Genomic DNA, 21,061 nt, shown 5'->3' with positions numbered 1-21,061 from the left:
GCGGGCCACCTCTCCCCAATTGGGAAAGAGGGCATCTGACGGACCACCGTCCTGCCGGGTGCGTTCCGGTCATATCCGATCCGTGCTCAGCCACGCAGCCGCTCCCCGTTGGGATCGATGAAGGCGGGCGCGCAGACCTCCACCTCGAAGTCGCCGCCGCGCACCGGGTCATAGGCGCGTACGCGCTCGCCGATGCGCGCCGGGCCGTTCTTCAACAGGCCGAGGCCGATCCAGTGGCCGAGATGCGGCGAATGCGCCACCGAGGTCATGTAGCCCTGATCATGCGCCATGTCCGCCGGCGCGCCGATGGTCAGGAAATGCGCCCCCGCCCGCAGCCGCTGGCCCGGATCCACCGGCTTGAAGCCGACAAAGCTCAGCCGCTCCGGGTCGGCGATGCCCGGCCGTGCCGCCATGACGCGGCCGATATAGTCCTTCTTGGTCGACGCCATCTTGCCGAAGCCGAGATCGCCGGCGCTGGTCTGGCCGGACAGTTCGTTGCCCGACACATGCCCCTTCTCGATGCGCATCACGCCGAGCGCCTCGATGCCGTAGGGGGTGATGCCGAATTCCTCGCCCGCCGCCATCAGCGCCCGGGCGAGCGCCTCGCCCTGCCGGGCCGGCACGGCGATCTCGTAGCCGAGCTCGCCGGAGAAGGAGAGGCGGAACAGCCGCGCCTTCACCCCGCCCATCACCGTGCGCTCGATGGCGCCCATGAAGGGCAGGCCCTCATTGGAGACGTCGACGCCGGCGTCGACCACCCGCGCCAGCACGTCCCGCGAACGCGGCCCGGCGATGGCGATCTGCGCCCATTGCTCGGAGACCGAGGCCAGCGTCACGTCGAGCTCCGGCCACAGCACCTGCAGGCAGAATTCGAGATGCTGGAACACCTTGGCGGCGTTCGCCGTGGTGGTGGTCATCACATAGTGCTCGGGCGCGAGGCGCGCGGTGGTGCCGTCGTCCATGACGAGGCCGTCCTCGCGCAGCATCACGCCGTAGCGGGCCTTGCCGACCGCCAGCGTCGAGAAGGTGTTGATGTACACGCGGTCGAGGAAGGCGCCGACATCCGGCCCCTGCAAGTCGATCTTGCCGAAGGTCGAGACGTCGATCAGCCCGACCGAGGCGCGCACCGCCTTCACCTCGCGGTTCACCGTGGTCAGCCAGTCGGTCTCGCCGGCCTTGGGGAAATACTGTGCCCGCAGCCATGGCCCGGTCTCGACGAACACCGCGCCGAGCGACGCCGCCCATTGGTGGGTGGGCGTCAGGCGGGTGGGGCGGAAGTCCTTAGCCCGATGATGGCCGCCGAGCACACCCAGCGACACCGGCGTATAGGGTGGGCGGAAGATGGTGGTGCCGGTCTCCATGATGCTGGCGCCCGTCAGCTCCGCCATGATGGCGAGGCCGTTGACGTTGGAGGTGCGGCCCTGGTCGGTCGCCATGCCCAGCGTGGTGTAGCGCTTCATCAGCTCCACCGCGCGGAAGCCTTCCTTGTAGGCGATGCCGAGATCCTTGGCGGTGACGTCGTTCTGCTGGTCGACGAAGGCCGGTCCCTTCGAGCCCTGCACATGCCAGAAGGCGGCGATGCCCGCCGGGGTGTCCTCGGTGGCCGGCAGGTCGGGGAGGGCGGCCGCGAAGCCGAGAGCGCTCGCCGCGTCAGTACCCTGGCGCGCGCCCTCCGCGAGGATGTCGCCGAGCCCGTAGGTGCCGCGCGCGGCGCCGGCGACGCTCAGCCCCGGCGGCGTGCGGCCGGGCACGAAGGCGGCGAGGCCCTCGTTCCACACCGGCTTGCCGCCGTGATGGCAGGTGAGATGCAGGCTCGGCGACCAGCCGCCGGACATGGCGAGCGTGTCGGCGGCGAGGCGGTCGCTGCGCCCGCCGGTGCGGAGGGAAAGGCCGGTCAGCGCGCCGCCGATCGGCTGGCCGCTGGTGCCGGTCACCTGCGTGTCGGTGAGCACGGCGATGCCGAGCGCCTTCGCCCGCGCCGCCAGCGCCGGGGCAACCTCGCGGCGGATGTCGATCAGCGTGGTGACGTTGACGCCGGCCGCCTTCATCTCGAAGGCCGAGCTCCAGGCGGAATCGTTGTTGGTAAAGCAGGCGACGCTCTTGCCGGTGGCGACGCCGTAGCGGTTGGCGTAGCTGCGGGAAGAGCCGGCCAGCATCACGCCCGGCCGGTCGTTGCCGCCGAACACGATCGGCCGCTCGGTGGCGCCGGCGCAGAGGATGGCGCGCCTGGCGGCGATCTTCCACAGACGCTGGCGCGGCTGGAACGGCGCGGGGGTGGGGAGGTGGTCGGACACCCGCTCCACCGCGCCATATTCGTCGTCATAGACGCCGAACACCGTGGTCCGGGTCATGATCCGCACATTGGGCAGGCTGGCGAGTTCCGCCATCGCCTGCGCGGCGAAGACATGGCCTGGCTCGCCGCCGACCGTCACGGCTTCCGAATTGAGACGGCCGCCGGCCAGGAAGTCCTCGTCGGCGAGAATGACGCGGGCGCCCGCCCGGCCGGCGGCCAGCGCCGCCATCAGGCCGGCCGGCCCGGCGCCGATGACGAGCACGTCGCAGAAGGCAAAGGCCTTCTCGTAATGGTCGGGGTCGGCGCTTGTCGCGGCGCGGCCGAGGCCGGCGGCGCGGCGGATCGCCGGCTCGTAGACGCTCTCCCAGAATGTCGCCGGCCACATGAAGGTCTTGTAGTAGAAGCCCGCCCCGAGGAACGGCGCGACAAGGCCGTTGAGGCTCAGCGCGTCCAGCGCCAGCGAGGGCCAGCGATTCTGGCTGGCGGCGTCGAGCCCGTCATAGAGCTCGGCCACGGTGGCGCGGGTGTTGGGCTCGCGCCGGGAGCCGCTGCGCAGCTCGACCAGCGCATTCGGCTCTTCCGGCCCGGCGGAGAGGATGCCGCGCGGCCGGTGATATTTGAACGAGCGGCCCACCAGCCGCACCTGGTTGGCGAGCAGCGCCGAGGCGAGGGTGTCGCCGGAAAAGCCATGATAGCTCTTGCCGTCGAAGCGGAAGTTCAGCCGGCGGGAGCGGTCGACGAGACCGGAGGAGGGGAGACGGCTCATCGTGCGCCCTCCGCGAGTTCGGCGCCGGCGATGGCATGGGTGGTGGTGTCGCGCGCGACCTTCACCCAGCGGCGGCAGCCGCCCGCGTGGTACCACCATTCCGAATGCGCCCCGGCCGGGTTGTCGCGCAGATAGACATAGGCGTGAAAGGCGTCGGCCGCGTCCGGCGCGGCGGGATCGGGGCGGGTGAGCGTGGCGTCGCCGAGATAGGCGAATTCGCTGGCGTCGCGCGCGCCGCAATAGGGGCAGGGGATGCGCATCAGAAGCAGTCTCCACGAACGGCCATCGACGCTCCCGGCAGAGCCGCGGTCATGGCCGCTGTCGTCATCGTCGTCATGGCCGGGCTTGTCCCGGCCATCCACGCCTTTCTGCCGTGCCGACGTCGTGGATGCCCGGATCTCGGCTTCAGCCGAGATCCGCAGGTGGAAAACCGAAGTCGGCAACAGCCGACTTCAGCCCAAGGCCGGGCATGACGAAGGCTCCAGGCGGAATTGGCGGCCGTGCCGGCAAGAGAGTGGGCGTGAAACATCAGTGCAGGTTCGGCTGGGCGCCGACTCCCTTCTCGTCGATGAGATGGCCGGTGCGGAAGCGGTCGAGCTTGAAGGCGGTCGCCGTGGCGTGGTCGGCGTCGGTGGCGAGCAGATGCGCGAAGCACCAGCCCGAGGCCGGCGTCGCCTTGAAGCCGCCATAGCACCAGCCGGAATTGAGATAGAGGCCGGGGCGCGGCGTGCGGTCGATGATCGGCGAGCCGTCCATCGACATGTCCATGATGCCGCCCCACATGCGCAGGAGCCGCAGTCGGCCGATGCGCGGCATCAGCGCCATGCCGCTCTCGGCGACGTCCTCGACCACCGGCAGATTGCCGCGCTGGGCGTAGGAATTGTAGCCGTCGATGTCGCCGCCGAACACGAGGCCGCCCTTGTCGGACTGGCTGATGTAGAAGTGCCCGGCGCCGAAGGTGATCACGCCGTCGACCAGCGGCTTCAGCCCCTCGGAGACGAAGGCCTGCAGCACGTGGCTCTCCAGCGGCAGCTTCAGGCCCGCCTGCTTCGCCACCCGCGAGGAGGAGCCGGCCACCGCGAGGCCCACCTTCTTCGCCCGGATGGCCCCGCGCGAGGTCTCCACCCCGACGATGGCGTCGCCCTCGGTGAGGAAGCCGGTGACTTCGCAATTCTGCACGATGTCGACGCCCAGCTGGTCGGCGGCGCGGGCATAGCCCCATACCACGGCGTCGTGTCGGGCGGTGCCGCCGCGCCGCTGCGCGAGGCCGCCCTGGATCGGGAAGCGGGCATTGTCGAAGTCGAGGAACGGGTACATCGCCCGCACGCCGTCGCGGTCGAGCAGCTCCGAATCCGCCCCGGCGAGCCGCATGGCGTTGCCGCGCCGGGCATAGGCGTCGCGCTGGGCGTCGGAATGGTAGAGGTTGAGGATGCCGCGCTGGCTGACCATGGCGTTGTAGTTCAGCGCCTGTTCCAGCCCCTCCCACAGCTTCATCGACCATTCGTAGAACGGCTCGTTGCCGGGCAGCAGGTAGTTGGAGCGGATGATGGTGGTGTTCCGCCCGGCATTGCCGGAGCCTATATGCCCCTTCTCGATCACCGCGATGTTGCGGATGCCGTGCTCGCTGGCGAGGTAGAAGGCGGTGGCGAGGCCGTGGCCGCCGCCGCCGACGATGATCACGTCATAGGCGGGCTTGGGCGCGGCGTCGCGCCAGGCGGGCTTCCACCCGCTCTGGCCGGTGAGGCCGTTCTTGAGGAGGCTCAGAAAGGAATAGCGCATTCGGGCAGCTCGCTAGCTCTATGCATATAGCTATAGAGGCTGGGCGAGATGGTGATAATATAAGTTTTGTTTATAGTGTGGACGGTGTTCTTCTCTGGATGAGGTTCTCGGCGAAGGGGCTCCCTCTGGTTGGCTTCTTTCCTTTCCTCTCCCCGTCGGGGAGAGGTGGCCCCGCGGAGCGGGGTCGGTGAGGGGAGACGCCGCTGCGGAGTCCCGGAGCGCTCCTGCCCCTCACCCCAACCCTCACCCCAACCCTCTCCCCGTCGGGGAGAGGGGGGGCAGGCTTGGCGTGATCCTTCGCAGTCTGACTGCCACTGTTGTTCGAGATCCGATCATGCCCCCAGCCGACACGCTCCCCTTCGACCTGCGCGGCCTCGACATCTTCCTCGCCGTCTGCGACGCCGGCACCATGGCGGCGGCGGCGCGGCGCCTCGCGCTCACCCAGCCGGCGGTATCGCAGGCCATCGCCGAGCTGGAACGCCGCATCGGCGTCGCGCTGTTCGATCGCGGCGCCCGCCCGCTCGCCCTCACCGCCGCCGGCGGCGCGCTGCGCCAGCGGGCCAGCGCGCTGCTCTCGGAGGCGCGGCAGATCGCGCCGCTGCTGCGCGAGGCCGAGCATGCCCGCCTGCCGCTCCTGCGCGCGGGCCTGGTCGATTCGCTGTCGCGGGCGCTGATGGCGCCGCTGGCCGGCAAGCTCGGCGAGATGGCCGAGCAGGCCTCCATATTGTCCGGCCTCACCGCCTCGCATGCCGGGGCGCTGCTCACCCGCCAGCTCGACCTGCTGGTCGGCGCCGACGATCTCGACGAGATCGAGGGGCTGGAGCGCTGGCCGCTGCTCACCGAGCCCTATGTGCTGCTGATGCCGGCCGATCTCGCGGCCCCGGCGCGGCCCGCCGACCTCGTGCAGCTGGCGTCGACGGTGCCGCTGGTGCGCTTCTCCGCCCGTTCCAAGACCGGCATGGAGGTCGAGCGGCATTTGCGGCGCCTGCGGCTCGACCTGCCGCGCCGGCTGGAATTCGACACGCCCTATGGGGTGACGGCGAGCGTCGCCGCCGGCGGCGGCTTCGCGATCACCACGCCGCTCTGCATATTGGAGGCGGCGGTGCCGCTGGACGGACTCGCCTGCCGGCCGATGCCCGGCCCGGCCGTCACCCGCCATCTGACGCTGATCGCCCGGCGGCAGGAGCTCGGGCGGCTGCCGCGCGAGATCGCCGGCTTCTGCCGCGCGCATCTCGCCGGGCTGGCCGCGGCGCTCGACCGGCTGGTCGGCCGCGAGATCGCCGCCAGCTTCCAGGTCGAGGGGGCGGAGGCTCAGCCCTCGTAGCGCTTCAGCGCCAGCACGGCATTGAGCCCGCCAAAGGCGAAGCTGGAGGAGAGGGCGATCGCCGGGGAGGCGTCGCGGGCGGCGTTCGGCACGCAGTCGAGGTCGCAGTCCGGGTCGGGTTCGTTGAAGCCCATGGTCGGCGGCAGGAAACCCTCGCGCAGGGCGAGCGTCGTGGTGACGAAGTCCAGCGCGCCGGAGGCGTTCATGGTGTGGCCATATTGCGATTTCGACGAGGAGACCGGCAGCTTGCCGAGATGCTCGCCGAAGACGAGCCGCAGCGCCGCCGCCTCGGTCTTGTCGTTCAGCGCCGTGGCGGTGCCGTGGGCGCTCACATAGTCGACCGCCTCCGGCGCCAGGCCGGCATCCTCCAGCGCGAAGCGGAGGGAGGCGGCGACGCTCGCCGTCTCCGGCGCGGTGATGTCCATGCCGTCGGCGCTCATGCCGAAGCCGATCACCTCGCCATGGATGGTGGCGCCGCGGGCCACGGCGCGGTCCAGGTTCTCCAGCACCACCGCGCCGGCGCCCTCGCCGATGACGAGGCCGTTGCGGTCCCTGGAGAACGGCCGGCAGCCGTCGGGCGAGAGCACGCGCAGCGCCTCCCAGCTCTTCAGCATGCCGTAGGTGAGCTGCGATTCCCCGCCGCCGGCGATGGCGACGTCCAGCATGCCCGAGCGGATCATGTGGAAGGCGGTACCGATGGAATGCGACGCCGAGGAGCAGGCGGAGGCGATGGAGAAGGCCGGGCCGTGGATGCCGAGATCCATGGTGATCTGGCTCACCTGCGCGCTGGGCATGGCGCGCGGCACGGTGAAGGGGTGCGGGCGCGGCGCCTTGTCGGCATAGAGCTTGTGGTAGCTGTCGTCGACGGCATGGAAGCCGACCGAGGCGGCGAAGACGACCCCGGCGCGGTGGCGCGCCACGCCGTCCAGCGCCGGCCCGGCATCGTTGAGCGCCTGGCGGGCGACGACGACGGCGAATTGCGAGGTACGGTCGATGAGGCCGAGCTGGCGCGGCTCGAAATGCGCCTCCGGCACGAAGTCCTTCACCTGCGCGGAGATCTTCGTCTTCATCGAGGAGACGTCGATGCCCTGCGTCTCGCCGATGCCGACCGTGCCGGCCTTCAGCCCGGCGAGATGAGCGGCGACGTCGTTGCCGAGCGCCGAGAGCGAGCCGAGGCCGGTGATGGCGACGCGGGGCATCAGGCGTTGCCGGCCTGCTTGGCGTGGATCAGCGCCGCGACATGGTCGGCCAGCGCGCCGACGGTGACGTCGGTGCCGTTGAGCGGGCCGTCATTGGGGATCTCGATGCCGAAGCGGCCCTCGAGCTTGAAGATCGTCTCGATGAGGTCGAGCGAGGAGATGCCGAGCTCCGATACCGGCGTGTCCGGGGTGAGCAGGGACGAATCGACTCCCACCTCGGCAGAGATGAAATCGACGATTTCGGCGACGGCGGGGTCGTCTGTACGCATGCCTTGGCTCGGTCTGTGACGCCGCGCGGGGCGCGGGCTCGGGACAATCTAGGTAGCACGAAGTTGGACGGTTCGAGCAATAGGCGTCAATTGACCGACATATGTGTCGGTTGCATGTCGGCGGGGCCATCGCCCGCCTCGGGAAGGCTCAGGGGCCGGTGACGATGCCGCCCGTCGGCTCGCCCCGCGCCACCGCGGCGAGATAGGCGAAGGAGGCCTTCGGCGTGCGCTGCAGCGTGGCGAAATCGACATGGATGATGCCGAAGCGTCGGCTGTAGCCCTCCGCCCATTCGAAATTGTCGAGCAGCGACCAGACATAATAGCCCTTCAGCGCGCAGCCCTCGGCGATGGCCTGCTGGCAGGCCAGCAGATGCTCGCGGATGAAGGCGACGCGGGCGGGGTCGTTCACCGTGCCGGCCTTCGGCGCCGGGTCGTCATAGGCGGCGCCGTTCTCGGTGATGAAGGTCTGCGGGTTGCCGTAGTCGTCGCGCAGCCGGGCGAGCACCTCGACCAGGCCGTGCGGCTCGATCGGCCAGCCCATGGCGGTGGTGCGGGTGCCCGGCGGGTGCGGCCCCCAGCCGGCGCCGGCGATCACCCCGTTGGGATCGTCGATCACATGGGCGCGGCCGTAATAGTTCACCCCGAGGAAGTCGACCGGCACCTTGATGAGATCGAGGTCGCCGTCCCGGATGACGGGGGCGAAGTCGCCGGCGCTGATCTGCGGGTAGCGGCCATGGAATAGCGGGTCGAGATTGTTGCCGTTCCAGGCGGCGTCGAAGCGCACCGCCGCCTGCGCGTCCTGCGGCTTGTCGGTCGCCGGCAGCACCGGCTGCAGCGAGAACACCGTGCCGAGGCCGAGCCTGGGATGGGAGGCCCGCACGGCGCGGATGGCGCTGCCCTGGGCGAGGTTCATGTGGTGCTGGGCGGCGAGGTAGTTCTTCCAGCCCGTCATCCCCGGCGCGTGGTTGCCGAACGCATGGCCGAAGATGGCGTGCACCGAGGGCTCGTTCAGCATCGCCCAGCGCGGCACCCGGTCGCCGAGCCGGGCGAGGGTGAGCTGCGCATAGTCGGTGAAGCACCCGACAATGTCGCGGTTGGTCCAGCCGCCCTTGTCCTGCAGCGCCTGCGGCAGGTCCCAGTGGTAGAGGCAGGCGAAGGGCTTCACCCCGCGCGCCAGCAGCCGGTCGACCAGCCGGTCGTAGAAGTCGAGGCCCGGCACGTTGGGGGCGCCGGTGCCGTCCGGCTGCACGCGCGGCCAGGCGATGGAGAAGCGGTAGCCGCCGAAACCGGCCTGCGCCATCAGCTCCACATCCTCGGCGAAGCGGTGGTAGTGGTCGCAGGCGACGTCGCCGTTGGAGCCGTCCTTGATGCGGCCGGGCGTGTGGGAGAACGTGTCCCAGATCGAGGCGCCGCGCCCGTCCTCGTTCACCGCGCCCTCGATCTGGTAGGAGGAGGTCGAGGCGCCCAGGGTGAAGCCGGCCGGCAGCCTCGGCCCGGCGGCCGGTGCCGGAGCGGCGGCCTGGGCGAGCGCGAGATCGCGCGGCAGGGCGCTGGCGGCCAGCCCGGCGGGCATGGCGAGCAGAAGGTCGCGGCGTCGGATCATGGAAGCGTCTCCCCCCGAACGGTTCAGCTAGCGGCCAAACGCAGCAAGATGAGGGCAGCGAGCGCCACGCCGCCCTGGATCGCGGTTCCCAGCGAGAAGCGCGCCACCGCCGATGCGGGCGACAGGCGGCCGGCCTGCGCCACCAGCCAGAACAGCCCGTCATTGAGGTGGGAGACCGTCATCGCGCCGGCGCCGATGGCCAGCGCGGCGAGCGTCCGCCCGGCTGGATCGTCGAGGCCGAGCGGCGCGACCAGCTCCATCATCATGCCGGCCGCGGTGATGGCGGCGACCAGCGACGAGCCTTGCAGCGTCTTCATCGCCGCCGCCACGGCGAAGGGCAGCAGCAGCGCCAGCGCGCCGGCGGGGCGGCAGCCCAGCAGCCGCTCGGCGTTCATCTCCGCCATGCCGGTTTCCTGCGCCATCTTGGCGAGGCCGCCGGCGACGCCGATCAGCAGGATCAGCCCGGCCGCCGAGGCGAGGCCGCGCCCCACCCAGCCCCGTTCGCCGAGCGCGCCTTCCTCGCGGTGCCAGCTCAGCAGCAGCATCAGCGCCACGCCGGCCAGCAGCAGCACCGGCGGCCGGCCGAGCGCCAGCAGGAATTCGCGGTTGGAGCCGCCGCCCAGCGGCTCGGAGGCGATGTCGCCGAGCGACTGGGTGATCAGCAGCGCGATCAGTCCGATGCTCACCAGCACCAGCGCCAGCGCCGCCCGCCGCGGCGCGTGCAGGCTGTCGCCGTCCATCGCCGCGCTGGCATCGGCGTCCAGCGGCCGGCCGGAGGCGGTGGCGCGGGCGTAGCCGAGGCCGATAAGGGTGACGAGCACCGCCACCGGCAGGCCATAGGCGAGGGCGAGCGTCCAGTCGGCGGCGAGGATGGTGACGCTGGCCAGCATCACCGGCGCCGGGATCAGCAGGCCGTGCGCGCCGGAGAGCGAAAGGCCGAGCGTCGTCGCGGCGCGCGGCGCCCCGCCGCCGATGGCGCGCGTGAGCGGGGTGAGCACCGCGAAGGCGGCGGCCGGCGTCGAGGCGACGCCGGAGACGAGGCCGAGCGCCGCCAGCGGCGCCGAGCGGGTGCGCCAGCCGCGCGCCTTCTCCCGCAGCCACGCGGTGGCGCCGGCGGCATCGGCGATGGCGGCGAGGAACGCCGCCGCCAGCACGGTGAGGCCGAGCCCGTTCACGCTCTGCGCGAAGCCGAGCCCGAACGCCTTGGTGAAATGGCTGGTCGACATGCCCGCCGCGTAGCCAAAGCCGGCGGCGCCGACGAGCAGCGCCAGCAGGGGCAGCACCCTGCCGCGGGCGGTGACGAGAAGGACGAGGACGACGGCGAGGACGAAGAAGGCGGCCTGGTAAAGCGACATGGACGGGAGAAGCCGTGATGTTGCGCCAGCGCGGCGGGGATGAAAAAGGCGGCGGGAAAAAACGGTGTCGGCCATGGTTAGCCCGAGCGAGGGGGCGCTGTCACCCCGCCCCTCGCATCGCACCAGGCCGGCATCGCGGTGATTTCCCGCGCCGGCGACATGCGCTAGCCTGCCGGCCATGATCGCTCGCCCCGCAGGCCTCCTCCCGGCTCTCCTCGCCGCTTTCCTCGCTCTCGCCGCGCCGGCCGTCGCCCAGCAGGAGGCCGGTTCCGCGCCGCCTCCCTCCCCGGGCTTCGTCCGCGCCGAGGGCCCGCGCTTCGTGAAGCCGGACGGCTCGACGTTCCCCATCAAGGGCATGAGCTTCGGTAACTGGCTGCTGCCGGAAGGCTACATGTTCAAGTTCAAGGTCCAGCGCTCGCCGCGCGAGATCGAGGACGTGATCGCCTATCTCGCCGGGCCGGAGGAGGCGGCGACATTCTGGAAGGCGTTCCGCGACGTCTATATCCGCGAGGAGGACCTCGCCTTCCTGCAGGCGGCCGGCTTCACCACCGCGCGGGTGCCGCTGCACTGGAAGTTCTTCATGGATCCGGCCGATCCCTCGAAGGTCGATCCGAACGGCGAGGGCTGGGCGCTGATCGATCGCGCGGTCGGCTGGGCGAGGGCGCATGACATCAAGCTCATCCTCGACATCCATGCCGCGCCCGGCGGCCAGACCGGGGTGAACCACGATGACGGCGTCGGCTATCCGCTGACCTTCTATGTGCCGGAGTTCAAGCGTCGCACCCTTGCGCTGTGGACGGCCATCGCCGCGCGGTACCGGGACGAGACGGCGGTGCTGGCCTATGACCTGCTCAACGAGCCGATCTCGCCCTATCACGACATGGATTATCTCAATCCGCGGCTGGAGCCGCTCTATGCCGAGATCACCGCGGCGATCCGCAAGGTCGATCCCAACCACCCGGTGATCCTCGCCGCCGCGCAGTGGAGCACCAATTTCAACGTGTTCGGCCCGCCCTTCGCTTCGAATGTCGGCTACACCTACCACAAGTTCTGGGCCAGCCCGGAGCGGCGCGAGGTGCAGGACTACGTCAATTTCGCCCATCGCTGGGGCGTGCCGATCTTCCTCGGCGAGACCGGCGAGCTCACCGACGAATGGAACGCCAAATACCGGGCGATGAACGAGAAGTTCGGCATCGGCTGGAGCTTCTGGACCTACAAGAACCTCGATTCCCGCTCGACGGTGTCGTCGATCACCCTGCCGGAGGGCTGGAACGCCATCGCCGCATTCGGCTCGGCGCCGCGGTCGGAATGGGCGTCGATGCCGAAGCCGCCGCGCGAGCAGGTGGTGGCGACGCTGCGGGAATATCTGGAGAACGCCCGCTTCGCCAACACCACGATCAACCGCGGCTACGTCGCCTCGCTGGGGCTGACGGCGCCCTGAGGCGGCATTCTTCCGCATCTTGGTACGTCCGCCCGGCAAGCACGCCCTCATCCTGAGGTGCCCGGCGTCAGCCGGGTCTCGAAGGATGCTCGTCCGGGCGCGCTTCACCGAACATCCTTCGAGGCTCGCTTACGCTCGCACCTCAGGATGAGGGCGTGCCGGTGGAGCGAAGACGGGGCGCCGCCCCGCCGCCCCGCCGTCCAGCCGCCAATCCAGCCGTCCGTCAATCCGGCAGTCCATCCGACCGGCGGTCCATCCAACCCGTCAAACCGTCCAACCGGCAGTCCGTCATGCCCGGGCTTGTCCCGGGCATCCACGTCTTGGACCGGATGCGCCGGTCAATGCCGCGTGGATGGCCGGATCACCTCCGGCCATGACGTCGCATCCTATGGTCGCCGCCGCCACGCGGACAACCGGTGCGGAACCCCCGCTAGCCGTTCACCTTGCCCAGCGTCTCCACCAGCTCGGTGATCTTCCTGCGCTGCTCGTCGGGATCGCCGGAGGCAATAGCGTGCTCCACGCAATGCGCGACATGGTCGCGCAGCACCTCTTCCTCCACCCGCTTCAGCGCCGCCCGCACCGCCGCCACCTGCGTGACGATGTCGATGCAATAGCGGTTGTCCTCGACCATGCGGGAGATGCCCCGCACCTGGCCTTCTATGCGGCTGAGGCGTTTCAGACAGGAGGAGCGCGTATCGTTCTGCATGCTTGTCATATACCCCCACAGGGTATATATCGCAAGTCATGGATACCCGGGTGGGGTATGAGGAGGAAGGCATGGCGCAAAACGACCACGATCCGGCGGCCCCTTCGCAGGATGAGGGAAAATCGTGCTGCGGCGGCCATTCCCATGCCGCGCCGAAGGAGGAGGCTTCTTCCTGCTGCGGCGGAGATGCCCATGATCCCGCGCCGAAGGCGGCGGCCGAGGCGCCCGGCGCCTCCTGCTGCGGCGGGCCTCATCATGAGCACGGCCACGCCGCCGCGCCCGCTCATTCGCACGCTCACGGGCCTGCACATGCCCATCACCATCCCGCGCCGGCCGGCGGGTCGCACATGGCCAAGGACCCGGTCTGCGGCATGGATGTCGATCCGCACACCGCGACGCTGAAGGCCGACCATAACGGCCTCACCTATTATTTCTGCTCGGCGGGCTGCCGCACGAAGTTCATCGCCAACCCGGACAGGTATCTCGGCGACAAGGCGCCGGCGGAGCCGGTGCCGGAGGGCACGGAATATACCTGCCCGATGCACCCGGAGATCCGCCAGATCGGCCCCGGCTCCTGCCCGATCTGCGGCATGGCGCTGGAGCCGGTGCTGGTCAGCCTCGACGACGGCCCGAACCACGAGCTGATCGACATGGTCAGGCGCTTCTGGATCGGCCTCGTGCTGACGCTGCCGGTGTTCGCGCTGGAGATGGGCAGCCATCTGGTGCCGGCGCTGCATCATCTCGTGCCGCCGGAAACCTCGAGCTGGATCCAGCTGGTGCTCGCCACCCCGGTGGTGCTGTGGGCGGGCTGGCCGTTCTTCCAGCGCGGCTGGGAGTCTCTGGTCTCGCGCCATCTCAACATGTTCACGCTGATCGCGCTCGGCACCGGCGTCGCCTATCTCTACAGCCTCGTCGCGGTGCTGGCCCCCGGCCTGTTCCCGGCCGCCTTCCGCGCGGCGGACGGCACGGTGGCGGTGTATTTCGAGGCCGCCGCCGTCATCACCGTGCTGGTGCTGCTCGGCCAGGTGCTGGAATTGCGCGCCCGCGAGCAGACCTCCGGCGCGCTCAAGGCGCTGCTCGACCTCGCGCCCAAGACCGCCCGTCGCCTGAACCCGGACGGCTCGGAAGAAGAGGTGTCGCTCGACGCCATCGCGGTCGGCGACAAGCTGCGCGTGCGCCCCGGCGAGAAGGTGCCGGTCGACGGCACGGTGGAGGAGGGCCGCTCGGCGCTCGACGAGAGCCTCGTCACCGGCGAATCCATGCCGGTCACCAAGGAGGTCGGCGACAGGCTGATCGGCGGCACGCTGAACCGCTCCGGCGGCCTCGTCATGGTCGCGCAGAAGGTCGGCCGCGACACCATGCTGTCGCGCATCGTGCAGATGGTGGCCGAGGCGCAGCGCTCGCGAGCGCCGATCCAGCGGCTTGCCGACCGTGTCGCCGGCTGGTTCGTGCCGCTGGTGGTCGCCTGCGCGCTCGTCGCCTTCGCCGCCTGGGCGCTGTTCGGGCCGGACCCGAAATTCGCCCATGGCCTCATCGCCGCGGTGGCGGTGCTGATCATCGCCTGCCCCTGCGCGCTCGGGCTGGCGACGCCGATGTCGATCATGGTCGGGGTGGGGCGCGGCGCGCAGATGGGCGTGCTGATCAAGAACGCCGAGGCGCTGGAGCGTCTCGCCGCCGTCGATACCCTCGTCGTCGACAAGACCGGCACGCTGACCGAAGGCAAGCCCAGCCTCGTCGCACTGGAGCCGGCCGATGGCTTCGACGAGGCCGGCGCGCTGCGCCTCGCCGCCGCCGTCGAGGCACCGTCCGAGCATCCGCTAGCGCATGCGATTCTCGAGGCGGCCAAGGCGCGCGGCCTCGACCTGCCCAAGGTGCGCGGCTTCGATTCGCCGGTCGGCAAGGGCGCCTATGGCATGGTCGAGGGCAAGCGGGTGATGATCGGCTCCGCCGGTTTCCTGAAGGACCTCGGCATCGACGTGTCACCGCTCGAGGCCCGCGCCGACGCGCTGCGCAAGGATGGCGCCAGCGCCATCTATCTGGCGGTGAACGGCAAGCCGGCCGCCATCCTCGCCATCGCCGACAAGGTGAAGGACACCACCCCCGAGGCGCTGAAGGCGCTCGCGGCCGATGGCGTGCATGTCGTCATGCTCACCGGCGACAACCGCACCACGGCGGAGGCGGTGGCCAGGCGGCTCGGCATTGCCGAGGTGGAGGCCGAAGTCTCGCCGGAGGACAAGGCCGATGTCGTCGCGCGGCTGAAGAAGCAGGGCCGCGTCGTCGCCATGGCCGGCGACGGGGTGAACGACGCCCCGGCGCTGGCGGCGGCCGATGTCGGCATCGCCATGGGCCACGGCACGGATGTGGCCATCGAGAGCGCCGGGGTGACGCTGCTCAAGGGCGACCTGATGGGCATCGTGCGCGCCCGCCGGCTGTCGGCGGCCACCATGGCGAACATCCGGCAGAACCTGTTCTTCGCCTTCGTCTACAATGCCGGCGGCGTGCCCATCGCGGCGGGCGTGCTCTACCCGATCTTCGGCATCCTGTTGTCGCCGATGGTGGCGGCGCTCGCCATGTCGCTCTCCTCGGTGAGCGTCATCGCCAATGCGCTGCGGCTGCGGGCGGCGCGGCTGTGACGCCCGCCCCGAAACGAAAATGCCCGGCGCGGGGCCGGGCATTTCGCGCTTCGCCGCGCGGCGGGGGTCTGTCCGCGCGGCTATCCGTTCCGCCTCATTCCGCCGCGATGGCGTAGGAAGCGGCGAGCGGCGCCTCCACCGGCAGGGCGGCGGCGATCTTCTCGCCCACCATGTGGGCGGTGACGGCGGAGAGCGTCCAGCCGAGATGGCCGTGGCCGGTGTTGTAGAACACGCCCGGCAGCTTGCCGGCGCCGACGCGCGGCATCATGCTCGGCAGCATCGGCCGCAGGCCCGCCCACGGCACCACGCGGCTGGTGTTGACGTCCGGGAACAGCCGGCGCGTCCAGTCGATCAGCGGCTTCACCCGGTCGTTGCGGATGTCGCGGTTCTCGCCGTTGAACTCGGCGGTGCCGGCGACGCGGAAGCGGTCCTTGCCGAGGCGCGAGGTGACGATCTTGGTCTTGTCGTCGAGCAGGCTCACCCAGGGCGCGCCGTTCTGGCTCTTCTCGTCGTCGAGCATCACGGTGATCGAATAGCCCTTCACCGGATAGATGTTCACCCGGTCGCCGAGCTTGGCGGCGAGGTCGCGCGAGCCGACGCCGGCGCACACCACCACACCGTCGAAGGAGCGGGTCTCATGCGCGACGAGGCCGCTCTCGTCGGGCGCGGCGACCGAGAAGGCGATGTCGATCCCGGTGCCCCCGGCGCCCTTGCCGGTGTGGGTCACGCCCTCGACGGTCGCCTCGTTGATGAAGGTAACGCCCAGCCGCTTGCACACATCGGCGAGGCCGCGGGTGAATTTGTGGATGTCGCCGGTGGAATCGGAGTCGGTGAAGTAGCCGCCATAATAGTCGCCGTGCAGCGTCGGCTCGATCGCGCGCATCTCGTCCGGCGTCACCGCGCGGCGGGCGAGCCCGCCCTCGGCATACATCTGGCTGACGCGGCCGGCACCCTCGAAGCTCGCCTTGTCGCGGTAGATGTGCAGGATGCCGCGCTTCTCGAGGTTGAACTCGATCTTCTCGCGCTCGGCGATCTCGAACATGTAGTTGCGCGAGGCGATGGCGAGCCGGGTGGTCTCCACCGTATTGGCGCGGTAGTTCGGGATGTTGGCGAGGAACTCCGCCATCCAGCTGTATTTGTGCCAGGAGGGCTTGGGGTTCATCAGCAGCGGCGCGTCCGGGGTGAGCATCCATTTGATGCCCTTGAGCACGGTCGCGAAGGAGTTCCATACCTCGGCATTGGAGGCCGAGAGCTGGCCGCCATTGGCGAAGGAAGTCTCCATCGCCGGGTATCGCTGGCGGTCGATGACGGTGACGTCGTAGCCCTTCCTGATCAGGGCATAGGCGGTGGTGATGCCGGTGATGCCGGCGCCGATGACGGCGAAGCTGCGCATGGGGCTCTCCCGCGCTTGAGGACCACAAGGCCGGTCCCCCTCGCGGGGCGTTCCGGCCGGCTGTCCCCAATCTGTCGCGGATACCTGAGAGCTCGCCCCGAGATGGACGGACGAACCGTCGCCTTCCCGGGCTTCCCCTTCGGTGGATGCCTGGCGCGAGTTCAGCCGTGCGCCGGCACCTCTCTCCAGATTGTCCTGACCATGCGGTCCTTTTGCCTGAGAGTTTCCTGGGGGGTTGCTCCGTCGGCGCCGGCACGCATCCATTTCGGGAGGGTCGATCTCTCCCGCATGGCCATTAGCAGACCCCTATATGCATCGCACAAAAGCATGCCCGTTTCAAGGGCAAGGGTGCGACAATCCGTTCTCCGCTACCCCCTGCGAAAGGCGGAGAGCACCCGTCGCCGACCGCACGGCACGTCCGCCCGCCGGGCGGCGGACGGCATAGCCCCGCCCGGCAGATGCTGCGGAAATCCTGCCGCTAGGCGGCTTCCAGCGCGTCGAGCCCCAGGTCGAGCACCGGCGCCGAATGGGTGATCCAGCCGACCGAGATCAGGTCCACCCCGCTCGCCGCCACCGGCCCGATGGTCTCTCGGTTGATACGCCCGGATGCCTCGGTGAGGGCCCGCCCGTTCACGATCCGCACCGCCTGCGCCAGCGTCGCCGGGTCCATGTTGTCGAGCAGCACCGCGTCGACCCCGACCGCCATCGCCGCGTCGAGCTGGGGAAGCGTGTCGACCTCCACCTCGATCTTCACCATGTGGCCGGCATGCGCCTTGGCGCGGGCGATGGCGGCGCTCACCCCGCCGGCCACCGCGATGTGGTTGTCCTTGATCAGCACCGCGTCGTCGAGGCCGAAGCGGTGGTTGGAGCCGCCGCCGGCCTTCACCGCGTGCTTCTCCAGCGCCCGCAGGCCCGGCGTAGTCTTGCGGGTGCACACCACCTGCGCCTTGCCATGCGCGCGCGCCACGCTCACCAGCGAGTGGGTCGCGGTGGCGATGCCCGAGAGATGGCTGGCGAAGTTCAGCGCCACCCGCTCGCCGGTGAGGATGGCGCGGGCATTGCCCTCCACTTTCAGCACCGGGTCGCCTGGCGCGACCGCCGTGCCGTCGCCGCGCAGGATCTCCACTCGCAGCGTCGGGTCGATCAGCCCGAAGGCCAGCGCCGCGACGTCGAGGCCGGCGACGACCCCCGGCTGCCGGCTGCCGATCACCGCCGAAAAGGCGAGACCGGCGGGGATCACCGCGTCGGTGGTGATGTCGCCGGCCCGGCCGAGATCCTCCAGGAAGGCGGCGCGCACCAGCGGCTCGATCATCAGGCGCGGAAGCGGGGACAGTGTCATGGCATGCTCTTCTGCGATGTCGGCGAAGCCGGGGCCTCGCCTGGAAGGCGATTTTCGGGGACGGCCGGCTCAGGCCACCCGGCGCTCGTCCGTCGCCACGGCGGCCTCCATGGCGGCGTCCAGCGTCCCGGCGAGCGTGATGCGGCTGTGGCGGGCGATGGCGGCGGGATGCGGATGATCGGTGCGGAAATGCCCGCCCCGGCTCTCGGCGCGGGCGAGGGCGCCGGAGGCGACCATGAGCGCCACCCGTGCCGCGTCGTCGTCGCCGGCAGCCGCCAGCGCGGCGACGGCCTGGCGCAGCCCCGCCTCGTCGCGCACCACCCCGACATGCCGTTCCATCAGCGCCCGCAGGGCCGGGGAGGGCGGCGCGGCGGCCTCCGGCACCGCGGCCGGCGCCGGGTCGCCGGGCGCTGTGCCATCCGCCACGTCGGCGGCGATCCATGAGGCGTAGGCGAGGGCCTCCACCAGCGAGTTGCTGGCGAGCCGGTTGGCGCCGTGCAGCCCGGTGGAGGCCACCTCGCCGCAGGCCCACAGGCCGGGCAGGGAGGTGCGGCCCCGCGCATCCACCTCGACGCCGCCCATGTGGTAATGCGCCGCCGGCCGCACCGGGATCGGCTCGCGCACCGGGTCGAGCCCGTTGGCGCGGCACAGCGCCACCACGGCGGGGAAGCGCCGCTCGATCTCCTTCAGCCGCGCGTCCAGCACCACGCGGCGCCCGGCCGCCAGCTCGGCGAAGATGGCGCGGGCCACCACGTCGCGCGGGGCGAGCTCGGCGCCGGGAATATCGGCCATGAAGCGGTCGCCGCGGTCGTTGACGAGGCGGGCGCCTTCCCCGCGCAGGGCCTCGGTGGCGAGCGGCAGCGGCAGGCCTTCGGCCATTGCCGGGCCGCAGGCGATGGCGGTGGGGTGGAACTGCACGAACTCCATGTCGCGCATCACCGCTCCCGCCCGCGCCGCCAAAGCGAGCCCCGAGCCGGTGGCGCCGAGCGGGTTGGTGGTCGCCGCATAGAGCGCCCCGAGCCCGCCGGTCGCCAGCACCACCGCCCGCGCGGCGAGCGCGGCGGGACGTCCGCCGGCGTCGCGCAGCCCGACGCCGGCGATGCGCCCCTGCGCGTCGGCGAGGAGGGCCGTGGCACGTGCGCCTTCGAGGAGCGTGATCGCCGGGCAGGCGCGCACCGCGGCGATCAGCGTCTGCAGCACCACCCGGCCGGTGCCGTCGCCCTCGGCATGGACGATGCGCCGGCGCGAATGCGCCGCCTCCAGCCCCAGTGCCAGCGCGCCCTGCGCGTCGCGGTCGAAGGGGGTGCGCAGCCCGAGCAGCCAGTCGATGGCGGCCGGCGCCGCCCCCGCCACCCGTCGCGCCGCTTCCGGCTCGGAAAGCCCGGCGCCGGCGGTCAGCGTGTCGATGGCGTGCAGGTCCGGCCGGTCGTCGGCGCCGCGCGCGGCGGCGATGCCGCCCTGCGCCCAGAAGGTCGCCGCGCCCGGTCCGAGCGGCCCGGCGACCAGCAGCGTCACCTCCAGCCCGGCGCCGGCGAGGCGCAGCGCGGTGGAAAGCCCGGCGATGCCGCCGCCGATGACGAGGGCGCCATCGCGGGGCGCGCGGTCGGTCTGCGTCATGGATGTCGTCCCGGCGGCAGGGCTAGCGGATGGCGATCATGCGTTCGACGGCGGCGCGGGCCCGTTCGGCCAGCGCCGGGTCGATCTCCACCGCGCCCTCCATGGTCTCCAGCGCCCGGCGGATGCCCGGCAGCGTGATGCGGCGCATATGCGGGCACAGGTTGCAGGGCCGCACGAACTCGATGTCGGGATGATGCACGGCGACATTGTCGGCCATGGAGCATTCGGTGATCAGCACCACCCGGCCCGGCTTCTCGCGGCCGACATAGTCGGCCATGTCGGCGGTGGAGCCGGCATAGTCGGCGGCGGCCACCACCTCCGGCGGGCATTCGGGATGGGCGAGCACCACCACCCCGGGATGGTTCTCGCGCAGGTCGCTTATGTCCTGCGGCGTGAAGCGCTCATGCACCTCGCAATGGCCCTTCCAGGCGATCAGCTCGATCTCCGGCACCTGCTTCTGCACGTTGCGGGCGAGATATTCGTCCGGCAGCATGAGGATGCGGTCCACGCCCCATTCGCGGGCGACGTGGCGCACCACCTTGGCGGCGTTGCCGGAGGTGCAGCAATAGTCGCTCTCGGCCTTCACCTCGGCGGAGGTGTTGACGTAGGTGACTACCGGCACGCCGGGATAGCGCTGGCGCATCAAGCGGATATCGGCGCCGGTGATGCTGTCGGCCAGCGAGCAGCCGGCGGCCATGTCCGGCATCAGCACGGTCTTGGACGGGTTCAGCAGCTTGGCCGTCTCGGCCATGAAATGCACGCCGGCCATCACGATGACGTCGGCCTCGACCTTCACCGCCTCGCGGGCCAGCGCCAGCGAATCCCCGACGATGTCGGCCACCGTGTTGAAGATCTCCGGCGCCTGGTAGTTGTGGCCGAGGATCACCGCGTTGCGCTCGCGCTTCAGCCGCTCGATCGCCGCGACCTCGCGGGCGTGGAGCGGCCATTCCGCCGGGGTGACGTGGCGGGCGACGCGCGCATAGAGATGCGGCAGCGGCAGAGCCTCGCCGGCGCCGTCGCGGCGCGGCCGGTCGGAGGGGGCGGTGTCCTCACGGGTGGCGATGGCGTCGAGCATCGCGACCTCCCTTATGCTCGAATTGAGTATAATTAGGGCCGAGAAGAACCGGGCCAAAGGCCCGGCAACCATTCCTAAGCTGGCTTATGCTAGGACTGAGTATAAGTCGCTGTCAACCGTTCGTCACAGATCGGCCGATGCCGCTTCCCTATCGTCGTGCCGGCCGGCGCGGGGCCGGCGGAAACCTTGTGGCAACACCTGCCGCCGAACCGTCGCCGCGCTGGAAAAACCGCCGGCGGAAGGCTTGACTTGCCCCGGTCGCTGCCGGC

At 70.7% G+C, this 21,061-nt stretch carries 15 protein-coding genes and 2 riboswitches; of the genes, 3 read left to right on the top strand and 12 right to left on the bottom strand.

Going from position 1 to position 21,061, the window contains the following annotated elements:
- Positions 1–86: 86 nt before the first annotated feature.
- The 3 genes from KHC19_RS03635 to KHC19_RS03625 all read right to left on the bottom strand — a co-directional run bounded on the left by KHC19_RS03635 (position 87) and on the right by KHC19_RS03625 (position 4,838).
- Positions 87–3,059: a sarcosine oxidase subunit alpha family protein gene (locus tag KHC19_RS03635; protein ID WP_213350639.1), complete on the bottom strand. Its 2,973-nt coding sequence runs from the start codon at positions 3,057–3,059 to the stop codon at positions 87–89.
- Positions 3,056–3,319, bottom strand: coding sequence for a sarcosine oxidase subunit delta (locus KHC19_RS03630; RefSeq protein ID WP_213350637.1), 264 nt, complete (start codon positions 3,317–3,319; stop codon positions 3,056–3,058). The genes KHC19_RS03635 and KHC19_RS03630 overlap by 4 nt, the downstream gene beginning before the upstream one ends.
- A 268-nt stretch (positions 3,320–3,587) precedes the next feature.
- Positions 3,588–4,838 carry a sarcosine oxidase subunit beta family protein gene (locus KHC19_RS03625; protein ID WP_213350635.1) on the bottom strand — a complete coding sequence of 417 codons (1,251 nt, stop codon included), beginning with the start codon at positions 4,836–4,838 and terminating at the stop codon, positions 3,588–3,590.
- A 334-nt stretch (positions 4,839–5,172) separates the two neighbouring features.
- Between KHC19_RS03625 and KHC19_RS03620 the strand changes: the two genes are divergently transcribed.
- The gene (locus tag KHC19_RS03620) at positions 5,173–6,162 is read left to right on the top strand and encodes a LysR family transcriptional regulator (protein ID WP_213350634.1); all 990 of its coding nucleotides are present in this window, start codon (positions 5,173–5,175) and stop codon (positions 6,160–6,162) included.
- On the opposite strand, the gene KHC19_RS03615 is transcribed toward KHC19_RS03620, so the two are convergent.
- The 4 genes from KHC19_RS03615 to KHC19_RS03600 all read right to left on the bottom strand — a co-directional run bounded on the left by KHC19_RS03615 (position 6,150) and on the right by KHC19_RS03600 (position 10,588).
- A complete protein-coding gene (locus KHC19_RS03615) occupies positions 6,150–7,361 on the bottom strand; it encodes a beta-ketoacyl-[acyl-carrier-protein] synthase family protein (protein WP_246548131.1) in 1,212 nt (403 codons plus the stop codon). The two genes, KHC19_RS03620 and KHC19_RS03615, sit on opposite strands and share 13 nt — an antisense overlap.
- Positions 7,361–7,630, bottom strand: a complete 270-nt coding sequence (locus KHC19_RS03610) for an acyl carrier protein (protein ID WP_213350633.1) — start codon at positions 7,628–7,630, stop codon at positions 7,361–7,363. Before KHC19_RS03610 ends, KHC19_RS03615 begins: the two co-directional genes overlap by 1 nt.
- A gap of 148 nt (positions 7,631–7,778) precedes the next feature.
- Complete coding sequence (locus tag KHC19_RS03605; protein ID WP_213350632.1) at positions 7,779–9,233, bottom strand: GH1 family beta-glucosidase; 1,455 nt, start codon at positions 9,231–9,233, stop codon at positions 7,779–7,781.
- A gap of 23 nt (positions 9,234–9,256) precedes the next feature.
- On the bottom strand, positions 9,257–10,588 hold the full coding sequence (locus tag KHC19_RS03600) for a GntT/GntP/DsdX family permease (RefSeq protein ID WP_213350631.1): 1,332 nt from the start codon (positions 10,586–10,588) through the stop codon (positions 9,257–9,259).
- A gap of 178 nt (positions 10,589–10,766) precedes the next feature.
- On the opposite strand from KHC19_RS03600, the gene KHC19_RS03595 reads away from it, so the two are divergent.
- A complete protein-coding gene (locus KHC19_RS03595; protein ID WP_213350630.1) occupies positions 10,767–12,029 on the top strand; it encodes a glycoside hydrolase family 5 protein in 1,263 nt (420 codons plus the stop codon).
- Positions 12,030–12,459: 430 nt separating this feature from the next.
- On the opposite strand, the gene KHC19_RS03590 is transcribed toward KHC19_RS03595, so the two are convergent.
- Positions 12,460–12,735, bottom strand: a complete 276-nt coding sequence (locus tag KHC19_RS03590; protein ID WP_213350629.1) for a metal-sensitive transcriptional regulator — start codon at positions 12,733–12,735, stop codon at positions 12,460–12,462.
- A gap of 347 nt (positions 12,736–13,082) precedes the next feature.
- Between KHC19_RS03590 and KHC19_RS03585 the strand changes: the two genes are divergently transcribed.
- Positions 13,083–15,368, top strand: coding sequence for a heavy metal translocating P-type ATPase (locus tag KHC19_RS03585; RefSeq protein ID WP_281418526.1), 2,286 nt, complete (start codon positions 13,083–13,085; stop codon positions 15,366–15,368).
- A gap of 94 nt (positions 15,369–15,462) precedes the next feature.
- On the opposite strand, the gene KHC19_RS03580 is transcribed toward KHC19_RS03585, so the two are convergent.
- From KHC19_RS03580 to nadA, 4 genes are all read right to left on the bottom strand, one after another.
- Positions 15,463–16,761, bottom strand: a complete 1,299-nt coding sequence (locus KHC19_RS03580; RefSeq protein ID WP_213350623.1) for a D-amino acid dehydrogenase — start codon at positions 16,759–16,761, stop codon at positions 15,463–15,465.
- A 67-nt stretch (positions 16,762–16,828) separates the two neighbouring features.
- A riboswitch (glycine riboswitch) is annotated at positions 16,829–16,954 on the bottom strand.
- 1 nt (position 16,955) lies between these two features.
- Positions 16,956–17,058: riboswitch (glycine riboswitch) on the bottom strand.
- 181 nt (positions 17,059–17,239) lie between these two features.
- Complete coding sequence (nadC, locus tag KHC19_RS03575) at positions 17,240–18,100, bottom strand: carboxylating nicotinate-nucleotide diphosphorylase (RefSeq protein WP_213350622.1); 861 nt, start codon at positions 18,098–18,100, stop codon at positions 17,240–17,242.
- 69 nt (positions 18,101–18,169) lie between these two features.
- Positions 18,170–19,717 (bottom strand): L-aspartate oxidase, encoded by a 1,548-nt coding sequence (locus KHC19_RS03570; protein ID WP_213350621.1) that lies wholly within the window; start codon positions 19,715–19,717, stop codon positions 18,170–18,172.
- A gap of 22 nt (positions 19,718–19,739) precedes the next feature.
- Entirely contained in the window at positions 19,740–20,792 is a 1,053-nt protein-coding gene (gene nadA / locus KHC19_RS03565) for a quinolinate synthase NadA (protein WP_213350620.1), read from the bottom strand.
- Between the last annotated feature and the right edge of the window lie 269 nt (positions 20,793–21,061).

This window comes from Ancylobacter oerskovii (genome assembly GCF_018390555.1).
GTDB classification, from domain to species: Bacteria; Pseudomonadota; Alphaproteobacteria; order Rhizobiales; family Xanthobacteraceae; genus Ancylobacter; species Ancylobacter oerskovii.
Note: the sequence above shows the minus strand (reverse complement) of the source record. Positions and strands in the feature narration are given on the sequence as shown.